Genomic DNA, 17,275 nt, shown 5'->3' on the forward strand with positions numbered 1-17,275 from the left:
TTGCGGAATTTGCGCCCAAATAGGGCTTAGGGCGCAAGGAGTGCAGCGTGTCGCAGGTGAACGAGCAAGACGGCAAGGCGATTGACAGGTCAGACAAATCGCTGCGCCTGCATGGAAGCATCGCGCGCGATCTGGGCATTGCCATCGTCACGGGCAAATATCCGCCGGGCCACGTGCTGACCAGCGAAGTGGACTTTGCCGAAAGGCACAACATCTCGCGCACCGCCTATCGTGAAGCGATCCGCATTCTTGCAGCCAAGGGTCTGGTGGAAAGCCGCCCCAAGGCTGGCACCAAAATCACCGATCCATCGCGCTGGCATATCCTTGATCCCGATGTTCTGGCATGGACGTTTGAAGGCGAACCCAGCCAGGCCGCGATCGAAGATCTTTTCGAACTGCGCATGGTCATCGAACCTGCTGCCGCCGAAATAGCCGCAGGTCGGCGCACTGGCACACAGCTGGCGCAAATGGGCCACGCGCTGGAGGAAATGGGCAAGCATACGCTGTTCTCACCACTTGGGCAGGCCGCCGATCAGATATTCCACGCAACGCTGCTCAACGCAACGGGCAACAAAGGGCTGATTTCGCTGGCCAGCACAATTTCGGCCGCGGTCCGTTGGACGACGATCTACAAGCAGCGCAAGCGCAAGTTGCCGCGCGATCCCCTGCCCGATCATCGCGTGCTCTATGAGGCCGTTGCCGATGGCGATGGCCCTGCTGCGCGTGCCGCCATGCACAAGCTTATCGAACTGGCGCTGGCCGATATCAATCTGCCGCCGCGCGCCTGAAACGGACGCTTTTTACTGGACAGTTTTGCAATTAATCATACTTATTATCGGGTGGCTGCGTGCTGCCTGAACCGGCCCGTTCTGCCATGCCATACAATCAGTTGGGCAGACAGGACGCAGGATGGCATTTTCGCGCAGACAAGTGATGGCGGCAGGCGCTGCGATAACTGGTCAGGGTTTTTTGCCCAAGACAAGCGCCGTAGCCAAAACTCCGCCAGAGCCGCTCCGCGATCTGTTGTGGTATAATCAACCCGCCCAAGTCTGGACCGAGGCGCTGCCAGTTGGCAACGGCAGGCTCGGCGCCATGGTTTTTGGTGGTACGGCCAGTGAACGCATCCAGCTCAATGAAGATACGCTTTGGAGCGGCGGCCCCTATGATCCGCTGAATCCTGCAGCAAACCCTCAGGCCGTGGCAGAGGTGCGCCGCCTGATCGCCGCGCGCCGTTTTGCCGAGGCTGAAGCACTGGCCAATGATCGCTTGCTGGCCCGCCCGCCAAGCCAGATGGCCTACCAGACATTTGGTGATCTGTTCATCGATATGGATCTGGACGATGAACTGACCCGCTATCATCGCCAGCTCGATCTCGACAGCGCCATCGCGCTGACGCGGTTCAATACGCCCACCGGCCCGGTCACGCGCGAGGTGCTTGCCAGCGGTCCTGATCAGGTCATCGCGGTGCGGCTTTCGGCAGCCAGCGGCGCAACCATTCGTTTTCGCCTGCGCTTTGCCACGCCGCAGGATGCGCGCGTTTCGGCCGCCGGAAGCGAAATTCGGGCTGAAGGGCGCAACCGGGCGGACCAAGGCATTCCCGGCGCGCTGCGCATCGCCGCGCACGTTTCGGTAAATACCGACGGTGGTTCGGTGCGCGCCGACGGGTCAGACCTTGTGATCGAAGATGCCCGCACGGCCACGGTGCTGATCGCGCTGGCGACCAGTTACAAAGGGCCGAGCGATGTTTCGGGCGATCCGGTAGCCACAGTTGCCCGACAGATCGCGGCGGCACGCACCAAGCCGTGGGCCACATTGCGCAAGGCCCATCTGGCAGCACACCGGGCGCTGTACCGCGCAGCAGCGCTCGATCTCGGCCCCGCCAGCCCGCTGGCCACCGATGCGCGCATTTCCTCTAACGTGCAGACCGACGAACCTGCGCTGGCCGCGCTCTACTTTGCCTATGCCCGCTATCTGCTGATCTGCTCTTCCCGCCCCGGCAGCCAGCCCGCCAATCTGCAAGGCGTGTGGAACGACAGCACCACCCCACCGTGGGGTTCGAAATACACGATCAACATCAATACCGAGATGAACTATTGGCTGGCCGATCCCGCCAATCTGGGCGAATGCACCGAACCGTTGCTACGCATGGTGCGCGAACTGGCCGTGACCGGGGCAAAGACCGCGCGCGAAATCTATGGCGCGCGCGGGTGGGTGGCGCACCACAACACCGATCTGTGGCGCGCTTCCAGCCCGATTGACGGCGCGGCATGGGGTCTATGGCCGCTGGGCGGTGCCTGGCTGTGCAACGCACTGTGGGACCGGTGGGACTATGGCCGCGACAAGGCGTGGCTGGCCGAAATTTACCCCCTGATGCGCGGTGCAGCGCAGTTCTTTCTCGATACGTTGCAGCCTTCACCCGAAGGGCTGGTCACGTCCCCCTCGATCTCCCCCGAAAATCCGCACCCCTTCGGCGCATCGGTATGTTCCGGCCCGGCCATGGACCGCCAGATCCTGCGCGACCTGTTCGAACGCACGGCCGATGCAGCACAAGTGCTGGGCCAGGACACTGAACTTGCAACGCAATTGCTGGAGTCCAGAGCGCGCCTTGCCCCGGACCGCATCGGCAAGGCCGGGCAATTGCAGGAATGGCTTGAGGACTGGGACGAGGCCGCGCCCGAACAGGATCATCGCCACGTTTCGCACCTCTACGCGCTTTATCCCGGCCATCAGATCGATCCAGACCGCACGCCGGAACTGGCACAAGCTGCCCGCATCTCACTCAATCGTCGCGGCGATGAATCAACCGGATGGGCCACGGCTTGGCGCATTGCGCTATGGGCGCGGCTTCGCGATGGCGAGCGGGCGCACGCCATCCTGCGCGCGCTGCTGGGTCCGAAGCGCACATATCCCAACATGTTCGATGCCCACCCACCGTTCCAGATCGACGGAAATTTTGGCGGAGCCACCGCGATTGTCGAAATGCTCATGCAAAGCCGCAGCGGCACGATCCACCTGCTCCCCGCCCTCCCCCGCGCATGGCCGCAAGGATACGTGCGCGGCATTGTGGCGCGCGGCGGGGTGGTGGTGGACTTGCGCTGGGCAGATGGCGCGCTGGTAGAGGCCATTCTTCAGCCGATGGAATCGCAAACCTGCGACGTGCGCCTTGGTCAAAAACGCCGCACCCTGCACCTCAAGGCCGGGCGCATTGTCCGCCTGAAGGGGCCGGAGTTGGTGTGATCCGGCCCCGGACGGGTTCAATCAGCGTGGGCCGATGGCGCGGAACTCGCCTGCCAGATGCATCATGCTCATGAGGTAGAGCATCCCATCGAAATAGCGCTGTTCGCCTTCGGGCAGAGGCGTGTCCCACAATTCCTTCACAAAGGCGCGGGCCAGCGGATCGGGCGTTCCGGCAAGGCCCGCCACAGCCGTTGCCGCCACCATGCCCGGAGAATGGCGCTGCGACAGCGGCTTGCCATCAAGCGTATAGCGATCGGCAAACCTGTCGATTCCTTCACTGTTCAGGAATGTCTGGATCGCAGTGCTCAGCCCCTTCTGACGCCGGTCCTTGCCCCACCAGGACCAATCTACTGCCCAGTTGCTGGCCGTGCGCCAACTGTCGTAGCCGAACGGGTATGGCTCGCCCGTGCTGGCAGGCATCGTCGTGCCATCAAAATAGCTGTGATCGGGCGCGAGTCCGGTGCGCGGATGGGTGACGCGCACGAAGTAATCGCGGCTTACATCGGCGGCCTTGGCCCAGAACGCCCGGTCCGCCTCAGGCCCCCAGCGCGCCCACAGTTCATAGAACGCGGGCAAGTGGTACGATGCATCGGAGCCCGGATAGCCCACGTCCGCCACGAAGCGGATCATCGCGTGGCTTTCCTCCATCATCGGGCCGACCGACTGCGGGCGCAGTGTGGCATTGCGCCGTTGCGCAGCAGGCGGGGTCTGGCCCAACGCTGCCAGCCTTGCAGCTTCGGCACGGTTGTTGATGCTGGGCCACGGCGTGGCAGGCGGCACGAAAGGCGCATCGCCGGGGTGAATGCGGAACGGCGGTGTGCCGGTGCGCACTTCGCGGTGGCGCATGGCGGTAAGGATACGGTCTGCCTCGGCCTTGTAATCATAGATGCCGGTGCCGTTGCCCCAACGGTTGGCCGCGAAATAGAGCGCCATGGCGAAGAATTCCTCACCATCGGGCGCCGCCCCGGTGCTCCGCGCGCTACCATCGGTGCCCATCGACCACGCGAAATAGCCGAAGGACGGATTGTCCGGGTCGGTCACCTGCATATGGGTTTTCGACCAGTTCCACAGCGCATCGAATTCCCGCTTGTGGCCAAGCTGGACGGCAATCATCATGCCATAGCTCATGCCTTCGGACCGAGCGTCGTTATTGGCCCAATCGGTGATATAGGCCAGCGTCCCGTTCTCGTTCGCGCCGGTTTCAAAATAGAGCTTCTGCTCCTGCCCGTCGCCGTGGAAATAGGTGCGCCACGCCGCGTCGATCCGCGCTTTTACTGCCTCCTGCGGCACGCCAAGCAGTTCGGTGAAGAGATTGCGGTATTGCCCGGTGGCGTAAGCCCCTTTGCCATCGCCCGGATGGCGCATGACTTTCCACAGCGGCGCTTCCTTGTGCGGCACGAAGGCCACGCCCGGCGGTGGGGCCGAAGCCTCGGTCACCTGAGGCTTGTTTGCGGGTTGGGCAGAAAGCGGCGCGGAGATCACCGCCACCGCCATCGCACCAAGGAACAGCGCCTTCACTTGGGCAGATCCACCACACGATCCACGCTGAACGTGGTTTCCGTAACCGGAAGCCCGCTTTCAGGCTGGCCCCCGCCAAGGCTCAGGCGATAGGTGCCTGCAAAGACCTGTCGCACGCCATCGGGCCGCACGGCTGACAGATCACGTGGCGAAAGCTCCAGCGTTACTGCCTTCGTTTCCCCCGGCTTCAGGGAAACACGCTGAATCCCCCGCAAAGCCACGCGCGGCGCGCCGGGCTGGTCGGGGAAACGCAGATAGGCCTGCACCACTTCCTCGCCTTCGCGCGTGCCGGTGTTGGTCACCTGTGTCGTCACGCGAATGCCATTGGCGGTGCTGCCCCCCACCGGCTCCACCTTTGCCGCGCCATAGCCGAAGGTGGTGTAGCTCAGGCCATAACCGAAGCCATAGACCGGCTTTCCGGTGTAGTAGCGATAGGTCCGCCCCTTCATCGCATAGTCGGTGAAGGGCGGCAGATCGGACGTGTCCTTGTAGAACGTCAGCGGCAGACGGCCCGAAGGGTTGGTCTTGCCCGACAACACGTTGGCCACGGCAAGTCCGCCCGCCTGCCCCGGATACCACGCCTCCAGCAGAGCATCGGCGTTGTCCTTGGGCCATGACATGTTGATCGGGCTGCCATTCATCGTCACCACCACCAGTGGCTTGCCCAACGCCTTGGCCCGGATCAGCAGTTCGCGGTGATCCATCGGCAGTTCGAGGTTGGTTTTGTCGCCGCCATCGAACCCTTCGATCTTGAGCGGCATTTCCTCGCCCTCAAGATCGGCGGTGAGGCCCACCACGGCCACCAGCACATCGGCATCGGCAGCCGCGCGGGCCATGTCGCCCCATGGATCGCGGCTGATGCGCTTCCAGAAAAGCCCCGGTCCTGCCGCACCGCCGCCTTCGATGTCAAAGTGCAGCGGATAGCGCTCGCCCTTGGTCAGTTCGACCTCGACGTATTTCGGCGGCTCCCCCCACAGCGAGTAGTGATCGGAGGTGATCACCGGCTTGCCATCGATTTCGATGGCACCCTTAACCGCCGTCACGCCCATTTTGTAGAGGCCGCTTTCAGGCGCAACAAAAAAGCCGTCCCACACCACCTTGTGCGCGGGATGCACTTCCTTGAGCTGCATCGCGTTGTTCGACAGGTTCGTTTCGATCCGCGTGACCACCGGCTTTGCGCCGAACTTGCGCTCTCCGCGCGGCTGATCGGGGTCGACTGCGTTGTAATAGAGCGCGCGCAGTCCGGGCTTGCCATCGGGCGTCAGGAAATTGCCATCGGTCACCAGATCGCCGTCTGTGATCGAAGGCGCAAACGGAACATACGTGACTTGCGCCTGCGGCATCGCGCGGCGCAGGCCTTCTGCCACCGAAATCGGCGGTGCGGAGTTGGGCGACGAATAGTTGCCGCGCAAAACGCGGGTGGCATCGCCCAGCGGGCCGATCACCGCGATCCGCGCATTGGGCTTCAGCGGCAGCAGGCCGTTGTTCTTGAGCAGGACGAGGCTCTTTTCCGCCGACGTCAGCGACAGGTCCCAGCCCGCCTTGGTCCCCACCGCGCTAACCGGCATGGCATTGGGCTGGCGCGCGCGCATCCCGCCCAGATCACCGTTGCGATAGCGCGCCGAGAACAGCCGCACCAGCACGCGGTCGACATCGCCCTCGGTCAGATAACCGGCCTTGAGCGCGGCCTTGTAGCGATCGGCCAGCCCCTTGGCCTCACCGATGGTGCCGGTATGGCATTCGTTGTCCACACCTGCCAGCAGGCCTACGGCGACACCCGATGCGGCATCGGGCGCAAATTTGTGGCGTTCGTAGATGTCGAACACGGCATCGCAGTCCGACACGACATAGCCCTTGAAGCCCCACGCGCCGCGCAAGTGATCCTTCAGCAGCAAGTCGCTGGCGCAAGCGGGCTGGCCATCGACGCGGTTGTAGGCGCACATGATCGATCCAGCCTTGCCCTCGACAATGGCAGCGCGGAAGGCGGGAAGATAAGTGTCTTCCAGATCGTGGCGCGTGACCATGATGTTGTCGGTGTGGCGCGTGGGTTCCGGGCCGGAATGCACGGCAAAGTGCTTGGGGCTGGCGATGACATCGGGCAGATCGGGGTTGGGGCCCTGAATGCCTTTCACATAGGCCACGCCCAGTTGCGCAGTCAGGAAAGGGTCCTCGCCATAAGTCTCCTGCCCACGCCCCCAGCGCGGATCGCGGAAGATGTTGATGTTGGGTGCCCATGTATCCAGCCCGGTTCCGATCTTGCCGAGATGACCGGTCTGGCGTGCCAGCGTGTGAAGGCCCTGCAATTCGGTACTGATCACGCGCGCTACATCGTGGATCAGCGGTGGATCAAACGTGGCGGCAAGGCCGATAGACTGCGGAAAGTTCGTGGTTGGCACCGCGCCGCCTGCGCCATGAAGGCTTTCAGTCCACCAGTTGTAGGCCGGAATGCCCAGACGCGGGATCGCGGGCGCAACGTTCAGAAGTTGCTCCACCTTCTCGTCGGTCGTCATCTTGACGACCAATGCCGATGCCAGCCGTTCAGCCTCCACGACCGGTGCCGACGCTTCCTGCGCCACAGTTGGAACCGTGGTTAGCGCTATCACTGCGGACGACAGGCACAGGCGTGCAATTCCCTGCAGGGACATCGAACATTTGGTCACTGGAAATCCTCTTCGGTTATGCAGTCCGGCCAGTGCGACCCGACGGACTCATGCGCAGATTACACAGGCTGCAACCCGTACTTGACGATACGTTGAATCAGGTCTCGATGCGTGGGCAGGGCTGCAACCATGCGCGCTGTCTGATCGGCATTGTCGCGCCGTGCCCGGCGCGCATCGCGCACTTCGGGTTCAAGTGCGCGCGCCGAAACTTCGGTACGAAAGCCCATGCCATAGAGCACGTACTGGTAGGAAGCCGAGGGGAACACTTCGTCCACCCGGTCAAACTCCTCGTGCATGTAGGGCGGCTGATACTGCCACAACGCCAGCAATTCCTGCAGGCGTTCGGGGATCGTTTCCGGGTCCATGTTGTCACGCCAGAACGTGGTGTCGCGGCGCTTGCTCAACACATAGTGCAGCTTGAGGAAATCGATGATCCGCCCCCACCGGTACAACGTCTTTTCGTTGTAGCGCTTTGCCACGATGTCCATCACTTCGCGCGCGGGCGGCATCTGATCGGCGATCATCTTGGCCGAAAGCTCGATCAGCACGATGGCCGATGCCTCCAGCGGTTCAAGAAACCCGGCGGCCAGCCCCACGGCCACGCAATTGTTCTTCCAGAACAGTTCGCGGTGGCCCGAACGGATGTCGATCTTGCGCACCGGCAAATCAGCGTGTTGCGGACCGATATAGGCGCGCAGTTCGGCCTCGGCTTCTTCGCGGCTGATGTGCCTGCTCGAATAGACGTGGCCCACGCCGCGCCGCGTCGGCAGGCCAATGTCCCAGATCCAGCCCGCCGATTGCGCAGTGGAAATGGTGTGCGTGGCCACTGGCGCCTGATCATCGGGATAGGGCACCTGCACTGCCAGCGCGGTATCGCAGAACAGCACATCGTTGCAGTCCTTGAACCCTACGCCCAGCGTACCGCCCAGCAGCAGGCTGCGCATCCCGGTGCAATCGACGAACAGATCGCCTGCAATCTCACCAGCCTGATCGGTATCGATCGCGCGGATATCTCCGCTTTCGTCCTGAAGCACCTCGCGCACATCGGCCAGAACATGCCGCACGCCCAGCTTTTCGGTGCAATGCCGCTGCATGAACGGCGCAAACTTTCCAGCATCGAGGTGATAGGCATAATTGGCCTGCCCCTCGAACTCGGCATTTGTCATCGACTTGGGTGCGCGGTTCTCATCGCAGATCCGGCCTTGGGGGCAAACGGCATCGCAAAACGTCTCACCGTTGTCGCCACCCTCATTCAGCGTGCCCGCCAACCAGTGCGGTGCCAAGTTGAGCTGCCCGAAGCGTTGCGGCAGCACGAGCGGGTGGTAATAGGCGTCGTCCTCGGCGCCCGTGGTCCACTTGGCAAAAAGCGCGCCCTGCTTGAAGGCGGCGTCGCATTCTCGGAAGAAATCGGTTTCGGAAACGCCGACACTTTTCAGCGTGGACCGCAAGGTCGGCCATGTCCCTTCGCCCACGCCGATGATCGGCACGTTGGGGCTTTCCACCAGCGTGACGGAGAAGTCGTGACCAATCCGCGCCTTGTGCTTTGCGGCAATGATCGCGGCGGTAAGCCACCCGGCCGTTCCGCCCCCGACAATTACCACATCGCGCACTGCCCGCACCATCCGCGTCCTGCTCCGCCTGCTATGGGTGACAGCGCCGGGATGGAGCCCGGCGCTGTCTTCATGTTACGTCAGTAGTTGAAACGGGCGCCGAAGACAAAGCGGCGACCGTAGTTGAACGTTTCCAGCGGCATGTTCGAATAACGACCATACGTGCTGAAGTTCGAGTTGTTGATGTTGGTCACTTCACCGAACACGGTGAACTGCTTGGTCACCTGATAGCTGGCGCTCGCGTCCACCTGGAACTGGCGGTTCACGTTGACCGGCTCGGCGCCGAAGGTGCCGCCCTGCTGCTGGCCAAGGCCCAACAGGTAGCTGTCACGCCAGTTGGCCGCAACGCGCATTTCGAAACCGTGCTTGTCATAGAAGCCGACAAGGTTGGCCGAATTGGCAAGACCGGTAATGGCAAAGGCCGAACCCGAAATGTCCGACGGATCGAAATCGCGGTTGGTATCGACGATCGTGGCATTGGCGTTGAAGCCGAAGCCGGTCTCACCGAACACGTGCTGCCATGCAATTTCCACACCCTTCACCGTGCCATCAGGACCGTTGACGCGGCCATTGACCTGGAACTGGGCAAGCTGGTTGGTGAACGGATCGATTACGCCGTTGATCGTCTGCGTGCTCACCCCGCCAACGATGAAGTTGCTGATGTTCTTCAAGAAGAAGTTCACCGAGGCATACGAGTTCGAACCGTAGTAGAATTCACCCGCTAGGTCGAAGTTGTCAGCAACATAGGGGCGAAGATCGGGATTGCCGCCCGATGCCGCCAGGCTGCCACGGCGCAGTGTGCCAAGGTTCACAGTCGGACGCAGGTCACCCAGCGCCGGACGGGTCAGCGTGCGCGAAGCATCGAAGCGAGCCACGAAATTCGAGGTCACTTCCAGCTTCACGTCGATGCTTGGCAGAAGATAGTTGTATGACGTTTCGCGCAGGATCGTCTGTTCCGGCGTGAATGTGTCTACCGCGATCAGCGTCGGGTCAGTGGCAACCGTGATCAGACGCGTTGGCAAGCGACCGATCGAACGCGATGTGAGCTTGGTGTACTCGTTGCGCACGCCGGTAGTCACATGGAACGGCATTCCGCCAAGGTCGGTATCGAACGTAACCTTGAAGAAACCGGCCCACGTCTTTTCGGTCACGCCCAGAACGCTGGCCGGATCGAACGCTGGCAGCGTGGTGCCGCCACCGGTGGCTTCGAGGAGCTTGTAGACCGCTTCAGGATCATACTTGACGATCGTCGGCGCAACATCGCCCTTGTAGCCAGGGATGAAGCCCGCCGTGCTGATGTCCCCCTGGAAGATGCTGGCAGGAAGCGGCGAAAGTCCGCCGGTACGGCCCGACGGCGCACCATAACCGCCATAGCGGAAGAACGTGCCGTTGACAAAAGTGTTCTCGCCTTCCTGATAGAACTTGTCTTCGGAATAGCGCGCGCCGAAGTGAACCTTGACGTCTTCCTGTTCCCACTTGCCGACGAACTTGAACTGCTTGACCAGATCGGTGAAGTAGTTCGGATTACGCACGATCACGTGGCTACCCATGATCGACTTGTCGGCAAAGCGGCTGATGTCGCCGTTCGGTCCGAAGTTCTTCACGCTCGGCAGGAATTCCGCGCTCGACCCCAGGATGGTCACGCCAGCATTGGCGCCAAGCACGGTACCATAAGTGCTGCAGCTGGTCGGCGGCGTGGAATCTGTGGCACCGGCCGGGAACGTGCAGGGGGTGGACAGGAACGGACCGCCGGGGTTGGTTCCGCCGTAGCCAATGTTCATGTTGTTGACGATACCGTTACGACCCGGGTTCAGTACCGAGCGCGATACGGCGCCGTCAAAGTCGAACGAAAGGTTGTCGGTCGCTTCCCACTTCAGGTTGCCGCCAACAATGAAGGTCTGGTTGATGTTGCGCGTCAGACCCGCATTGAAATCCATCGGCGTACCGAACTGATTAAAGTCGACGACGGTGCCGTTGCTGTCCTGCTTCACATTGCGCAGATCATCGCCGTTGAACCATGCGCCATAGCCATAAGCGGCAGTACGCAGGGTCTGGCGTGTGAACGTGCCATCAATGGTCAGCTCAACCGTATCGCTTGGCCGCCACTGATAGGCAAGGCGTCCATCGATGCGCTCATCCTCGGTGGTAACCTGATTGGCACCAACTTGTTGCGGGAACCAGCCAAGCACGTTCTTCTTTGCAGGGGTCAGATCTGCAGGAGCGCAAGCGGCCTGCGCCTGGCACTCGTAGAAGCGGTTACCGATCCAGCCGGGAATGAACACCTGGTTTGCAGTGGTATCGACGCGGCGATAGGCGGCATAGGCAAGAATGCCCATCGTATCATCGGCAAAGGTGGTGCTGGCCAGCACGCCGCCCGAAGGACGGACGTTTCCGTTGCGATCCTGAATCGCAGCCTGCGCCTTGGCCACCAGTTTGGTGCCGGTGCTGTCGAACGGCTTGGGCAGCGCAACGTCGATCGTTGCACCGATTGCGGCCGAACCCAGCGTCACGTCCGGCGTCTTGTAAACGCTCAGGCGCGTGACGAAGTCCGAACCGATCGTCGAAAAGTCAACGGCGCGGCCACCCGACGCGGTCGACAGGCGACGGCCATCGAACTGCGTGTCGTTGAAGTCACCGCCGAAGCCGCGAACTGTCACACCGGTGGCTTCACCACGCGAACCGGAACGCTGGATCGAAACACCGGGCAGGCGCTACAGTGCGTCGGCCACGTTCGCGTCAGGAAACTTGCCGATATCTTCAGCGGAGATTGCATCGACCACGCCGGAGGCCGTCCGCTTGATCTCCATGTTGCGCTGCAAGGAACCGCGAATGCCAGTGACGATGATTGCTTCATCGCTCACCGCGTTTTCGGCCATTTGCGCCTGTGCTGGCATTGCAACTGCCAGTGCCAATGCGCTTATCCCGGTGCGCAAAAGCAACCCTGAAGCATGTGCGTTATCCATACCCTCTCCCAAACCCCATGTCTGACGGCTCCCCCGCCCGGGAAGGTAGCGATACCGCGTCCTGAAGTCAGGATTTGGTCACATGCACATGGAATGGAGGGAACAGTCCTTCGCCGGAGCGGCATTCCGCCACCCATTGCATCTCTCCACGCCGATGTGCTTGTCGCCACCTTGCGAAATACCCCATAGCGAGTCGCGATAGCGCTATCAACATCAAATTGTCTGCTTTATACCGAGTATCGTGCTGACTATGACATATCTGCATCACCTGCCTGCCTGATGCTGCTGATAGCGCAAACATTTGGCTTGCGGTGCCGGTCCGGGCAAGTCATGTTCAATATCAAAATGGGAGAGCAATAGATGCAGGAGCAGCTGGAACTGCTGGACGGTGGAACGCATGGCGCGCTTCACATGCATAGGCTGGGCGGGCCGCATCCGCATATGGTCCAGATTGTTGTCGGAGAAGTTGAGCTTGCAGCAAACAGCTGCCCGGTCGTTCTCGTAAAATCCGCAGAAACGGGACGCTTCTCGCTCGCCGCGCTATTCGGGTTCGCCCCCGGCGAGGTTCTGGTGGACGTTGCTGATTCCGGGCAGATGCCGTTCGTGCCGCTGGAACTGGTGCGTCAGGGCTTTTATGCTGTCGAACAAAGCATCGCGGTAGATCTGGCCCACCCGCGCTTTGCAGCAGGCGGGCCTATCGCCCTGTTTGAAGCCCACGGTGAACCCACCGCGCAGATGCGCGCGGTGCAGAAGGCCATCGGACAGCTGATGGCGATGGGACCGCCGACAGAGGCTTTCATCGAGGCTATGACAAACCTGAAGCTGGTCGAACCGATCGATGTCCAGTTGCAGTTCGATGATGGCTCGAACATTGCCCTCAACGGGCTGTACTCGATCAGCGGTGATGCCATGTCGGCTCTGGGTGATATTGAAATCATCAGACTATTTCGCAATGGCTGGCTGCAAGCGGCATTGGCCATGCGCGGATCGCTGCACCAGATCGGATTGCTGGCGCGGCGAAAGAACGAATCAGCAGGATCGCGCTCATCAGGTTTCGACAGGGCTTTGGCTGGCTGGGCCTGATCCATGGGAACTGTGCGCGAACTTTCACGCGATGACCCGGCGCTGTCTTCTGCCGAGTCTTTTGCTGCAAATGTGATCTGCGCGGCACAGCCTATAGTGATGCGCGGCCTTGGCGCACACCTGCCTGCCGTGACTGCAGGAACGCCCTCGCCTGCAGCGGCTCTGGGCTACATCCAGACCTTCGATTGCGGCCAGCGCCCCGAAGTTTTCCATGCCTCAGCCGATGCCGCCGGGCGCTATTTCTACAATGGGGACCTGAGCGGCTTCAATTTCGAACGCGAAACGCTGCCTCTATCCAGTGCTTTTGCGCGAATGCTGCGCCAGGCGTCGGGCGAGGAGAGCGGCACCACTTATGTCGGCTCGCTGCTTGCCTCACACTATTTGCCCGGCTTTGCCGAGGCCAATCGCCTGCCCGTAGTGCCGTCAGAGGTGGCCGCCCGACTGTGGATCGGCAACGGGTCGCACGTCGCCTGCCATTATGACGCCTATGAGAACATCGCGTGTGTGCTGGCCGGATCGCGCCGCTTCACGCTCTATCCGCCTGATGCCATTGGCGATCTCTATGTCGGCCCGATCGATCACACCATGGCCGGGCAACCGGTGAGCATGGCCGCCGCCGATCCTGAAAAACCCGCCTATCCGCGCTTCGCCGCTGCACGCCAGCGCGCGCTGGTGGTCAATCTTGCCCCCGGTGACGCCCTGTTCCTGCCAAAGCTGTGGTGGCATCAGGTTGAAGCTGACGCCCCGGTCAACGTCATGCTCAACTATTGGTGGGATGCCACCGCCATCGGCCCGGATGCGCCGATGCTGTCCATGCTGCACGCGATGATCACCATTGCAGAGCGTCCTGCGGCAGAGCGCGACGCCTTCCGCGCCTTTTTCGATCACTTCGTTTTCCGCCCTGATGGCCACCCACTTGCCCATCTGCCGCAAGAACGACGCGGCGTACTCGGTTCACTGCGCGGCGGTGGTTACGGCCAGATCCGCGCGATGATCCTGCGCGCCTTGCGCGGCGGATAGACACCCGCCCCACATACCACACGGGAGAATGCCGATGCGCCTATACCGCATGATTGCCCTTTCCGCCCTGATGATAGGAGCGCTACCTTTCGGCGCATTCGCCAATGCACAAGTTGCAACGCCTGCACCGGCCGCAATTGTCGGAGCGCCAAAGGTCACGGTTGAGCGCCTCACGCTGCACAGCAGTGCTCTCGAAGGTTCGCTGGAAGGCAACAGCGCCGATCGCGCGGTCATCGTCGTGCTGCCACCCAGCTATGGCCGCGACAAGGCGCGGCGCTATCCGGTGGTCTATGCGCTGCACGGCTATTCCATCGGCGCGGAACAATGGATCGGCGAGATCCACGTGCCGCGCGTGATCGAAAACGCCCTTGCCCAGGGGACGCGCGAAATGATCGCGGTCTTCCCCGACAGCAAGACCGTGCACAACGGTTCGATGTACTCCTCCTCGGCCACGACCGGCGATTTCGAAAGCTTCATCGCGCACGATCTGGTGGCAGAGGTTGACCGGCGTTACCGCACGATTCCAAAGCGCGAGAGCCGGGGCCTCGTCGGCCATTCGATGGGCGGATATGGCGCCACGCGCATCGGCATGAAGCACGCAGACGTGTTCGGCGCGCTCTACCTGATGAGCCCGCGCTGCCTCTCTGCCCGCACGCTGATGGGCCTCACGCCCGAAGCGATGCAGGCCTACAGCGCGATGAAATCACCGGCCGATTCGGCAGGGCTGCAATGGATGCAGCACGCCACGCTGGCTGCCGCTGCGGCATGGTCGCCCAATCCGCAGAACCCGCCGCTTTACCTCGATCTGCCGCTGGACGCACAGGGCGAGCCACGTGCAGATGTGCTGGCAAAGTGGGCCGCCAATGCCCCGCTGGCTTTCGTTGATCAATATGTCGGCAACTTGCGCCGCTATGCCGCCATCGCGATGGACGTGGGCGACAAGGACGGCCTCAAGGACGACACGGCCACGCTCCATCAGGCGCTTGATGCCTATGGCATCGCCAACAGTTTCACCCTCTACGAAGGCGATCACACCAACCGCGTCGCCTTCCGCTTTCAGGAGCAGGTCATGCCCTTTTTCAACCAGCATCTTCAGTTCGGAGCAGGCCAGTGAACCGCGCTTCATTGTGCGCAGCATTGCTTGCAGCAACGCTGCTGTCCGCCCCTGCTCTGGCGCAGGACCAAAGCGCAGCCGAACGCTCGCTCGAGGCGCGCGGCCAGTGGAGCGTCACCGCGCGGGGCAATGCTCCCCTGCCGCCGATGGGCTGGAACAGTTGGAACGCGTTCGGCACCGATATTGACGAAGAAAAGGTCATCGCATCGGCCCAGCTGATCGTAGACTCCGGCCTCGCGGCCAAGGGCTATCGCTATATCAACCTCGACGATGGTTGGTGGGCCAAGCGGCGTCAGACGGATGGCCGCGTGCTGATCCGCACCGATAATTTCCCTTCGGCCCGCACTGCAGATGGCAACACCAGCTTCCGCCCCTTCACCGACCGGCTCCACGCCATGGGCCTGAAGGCTGGCATCTACAGCGAAATCGGCCGCAACAGCTGCGGCCAGATCTATGGCGATCCCACAGGCCCCGGCCAGCCCGCCGGTACGCAGGCAGAACGCGAGATCGGGCTTTATGGCCACATCGATCGGGACATCGCGCTCTATTTCGGTGAATGGAATTTCGATTACATCAAGGTCGATGGTTGCGGCATTCGCGCGCTGGCCGCTGACAGCCCGCAAGTCCAGTCCGGCCGTTTGCGCGCGCTCGATCCGCTGATCGATTACGACACGATCCCGCGCACCGATATTCCGGCGGTAAAGGCCCTGTTCGGTCAAGTCGGGCAGGCGTTGGCACGCAACAAACCCGGCAACGATTTCGTCCTGTCGATCTGCCTGTGGGGCTCGGCTGATGTGCGATCGTGGGCGCGCACGCTGGGCAACCTTTCGCGCACCAGCGAAGACATTTCGCCCAACTGGGAGCGGATGCTGCACAACCTCGATTCGGCCTCGCGCCGCGAACTCTATGCCAAGCCCAACAGCTGGAACGATCCCGATATGCTGTTCATCGGCAGCGGTGAATTCGACGATGAACACATCGCCGAAGCCCGTTCGCACATGTCGCTTTGGGCCATGCTCAATGCACCGCTGATCATCGGCTTCGATCTGCGCAAGGCCTCGCCAAAGATCATGGGCGTACTGGGCAACGCACAGGTCACCGCTCTCAATCAGGATGCTGCCGCCAATCAGGCCGTGCTCGCCTACGATGGCGATTCTGTGCAGATTTTCGTCAAGACATTGGCCGATGGCACCAAGGCGGTCGCTCTGTTCAACCGCACAGGCAGCCCGATCGACGTCAAGCTGATCGCATCACACCTGAAGTTCCGCGCCGACCAGCCCATCAGCCTGACCGACCTGTGGGACGGCGGCACAAAGTCCTTCACTGACGAGATGCCGATTCACCTTGAACGCCACCAGACGCTGCTGTTCAAGGCCAGCGGCACGCGCGAGCGGCCTCAGGGCCTGTACTTGTCCGAGCAGCCCGCCAACGTGAACCCCGCCGTCGATGGCGTGGTCCACCCAATGGCCGATCCGCTGGTCTATCGCGGACTCTTGCCATGGCGCTCGACCAAGGCGGATGGCGAGCATCCGGTCTATGGCGGCTGGGGTGGCGCGAGAGCTGACGCCACGCCCTTTGCGCAAACGCCCAAGATCGCTGGCAAAACTTACGCCAGCGCCATCGGCACCCTCGCCAACTCACGCCTCGAAGTGCGCAACAACGGCTTTGCCACGTTCACCGCGCTTGCCGGGATCGACGATGCCACCGCCGACGCCACAGCCCGCGTCCGCTTCTCGGTTCACGCCGATGGCAAGCGCCTGATGCAAACGGACTGGATGAAGCGCGGAGACAAGCCGATGCCGATCTCGGTCCCGGTCAAAGGCGCAAAAATCGTCGAACTGGTCGCCGAGGGCAATCGCACGGAAATGCAGACGGTGCCGGTCAACTGGGCGATGGCAGCGCTGGACCGGTGAAATGCCTGCCCGTTTCCTGCTTCAATGACGAAGGCTGGAAACGGGCCAAACCTTGTCGAACTTGCATGGCCGCTTCGGCCATTGCTCTCGCCAAAAGCGGGAGTTCTTTTAGCGACGCCGTTGCGGACACTTGGCCATTTGGCAGAAAACGCGCAAG

General features: G+C 62.0%; 11 protein-coding genes. 6 read left to right on the forward strand and 5 right to left on the reverse strand.

Going from position 1 to position 17,275, the window contains the following annotated elements:
- The first annotated feature begins 47 nt into the window (after positions 1-47).
- Complete coding sequence (locus B7X90_RS00905; protein WP_292620875.1) at positions 48-788, forward strand: FadR/GntR family transcriptional regulator; 741 nt, start codon at positions 48-50, stop codon at positions 786-788.
- 121 nt (positions 789-909) lie between these two features.
- A complete protein-coding gene (locus B7X90_RS00910) occupies positions 910-3,237 on the forward strand; it encodes a glycoside hydrolase family 95 protein (protein ID WP_292620876.1) in 2,328 nt (775 codons plus the stop codon).
- A gap of 21 nt (positions 3,238-3,258) precedes the next feature.
- On the opposite strand, the gene B7X90_RS00915 is transcribed toward B7X90_RS00910, so the two are convergent.
- From B7X90_RS00915 to B7X90_RS00935, 5 genes are all read right to left on the reverse strand, one after another.
- Positions 3,259-4,755, reverse strand: a complete 1,497-nt coding sequence (locus tag B7X90_RS00915; RefSeq protein ID WP_292620878.1) for a glycosyl hydrolase family 8 — start codon at positions 4,753-4,755, stop codon at positions 3,259-3,261.
- On the reverse strand, positions 4,752-7,400 hold the full coding sequence (locus tag B7X90_RS00920) for a glycoside hydrolase family 3 C-terminal domain-containing protein (protein WP_292620932.1): 2,649 nt from the start codon (positions 7,398-7,400) through the stop codon (positions 4,752-4,754). Before B7X90_RS00920 ends, B7X90_RS00915 begins: the two co-directional genes overlap by 4 nt.
- A gap of 74 nt (positions 7,401-7,474) precedes the next feature.
- Positions 7,475-9,037 (reverse strand): tryptophan halogenase family protein, encoded by a 1,563-nt coding sequence (locus B7X90_RS00925; protein WP_292620879.1) that lies wholly within the window; start codon positions 9,035-9,037, stop codon positions 7,475-7,477.
- Between the two features lie 68 nt (positions 9,038-9,105).
- A complete protein-coding gene (locus tag B7X90_RS00930) occupies positions 9,106-11,733 on the reverse strand; it encodes a TonB-dependent receptor (RefSeq protein ID WP_292620934.1) in 2,628 nt (875 codons plus the stop codon).
- Between the two features lie 3 nt (positions 11,734-11,736).
- Positions 11,737-11,937: a hypothetical protein gene (locus tag B7X90_RS00935; protein WP_292620881.1), complete on the reverse strand. Its 201-nt coding sequence runs from the start codon at positions 11,935-11,937 to the stop codon at positions 11,737-11,739.
- Positions 11,938-12,348: 411 nt separating this feature from the next.
- Between B7X90_RS00935 and B7X90_RS00940 the strand changes: the two genes are divergently transcribed.
- Genes B7X90_RS00940 through B7X90_RS00955 form a run of 4 tightly spaced genes read left to right on the forward strand, consistent with a single transcriptional unit; the run spans position 12,349 to position 17,118 of the window.
- A complete protein-coding gene (locus B7X90_RS00940; RefSeq protein WP_292620882.1) occupies positions 12,349-13,071 on the forward strand; it encodes a SapC family protein in 723 nt (240 codons plus the stop codon).
- 3 nt (positions 13,072-13,074) lie between these two features.
- The gene (locus B7X90_RS00945; RefSeq protein ID WP_292620884.1) at positions 13,075-14,091 is read left to right on the forward strand and encodes a cupin-like domain-containing protein; all 1,017 of its coding nucleotides are present in this window, start codon (positions 13,075-13,077) and stop codon (positions 14,089-14,091) included.
- 34 nt (positions 14,092-14,125) lie between these two features.
- The gene (locus B7X90_RS00950) at positions 14,126-15,205 is read left to right on the forward strand and encodes an alpha/beta fold hydrolase (protein WP_292620885.1); all 1,080 of its coding nucleotides are present in this window, start codon (positions 14,126-14,128) and stop codon (positions 15,203-15,205) included.
- Positions 15,202-17,118, forward strand: coding sequence for an NPCBM/NEW2 domain-containing protein (locus B7X90_RS00955; protein ID WP_292620886.1), 1,917 nt, complete (start codon positions 15,202-15,204; stop codon positions 17,116-17,118). The genes B7X90_RS00950 and B7X90_RS00955 overlap by 4 nt, the downstream gene beginning before the upstream one ends.
- Positions 17,119-17,275: the final 157 nt, after the last annotated feature.

Origin of the sequence: Novosphingobium sp. 17-62-19, from assembly GCF_002256775.1 — a bacterium.
Taxonomy (GTDB): domain Bacteria; phylum Pseudomonadota; class Alphaproteobacteria; order Sphingomonadales; family Sphingomonadaceae; genus Novosphingobium.

Bases quoted from the DNA above. Each gene is read 5' to 3' on its own strand.
- B7X90_RS00910 (WP_292620876.1), top strand. From the start codon at position 910: ATGGCATTTTCGCGCAGACAAGTGATGGCGGCAGGCGCTGCGATAACT.
- B7X90_RS00940 (WP_292620882.1), top strand. From the start codon at position 12,349: ATGCAGGAGCAGCTGGAACTGCTGGACGGTGGAACGCATGGCGCGCTT.
- B7X90_RS00945 (WP_292620884.1), top strand. From the start codon at position 13,075: ATGGGAACTGTGCGCGAACTTTCACGCGATGACCCGGCGCTGTCTTCT.
- B7X90_RS00925 (WP_292620879.1), bottom strand. From the start codon at position 9,037: ATGGTGCGGGCAGTGCGCGATGTGGTAATTGTCGGGGGCGGAACGGCC.
- B7X90_RS00950 (WP_292620885.1), top strand. From the start codon at position 14,126: ATGCGCCTATACCGCATGATTGCCCTTTCCGCCCTGATGATAGGAGCG.
- B7X90_RS00920 (WP_292620932.1), bottom strand. From the start codon at position 7,400: ATGTCCCTGCAGGGAATTGCACGCCTGTGCCTGTCGTCCGCAGTGATA.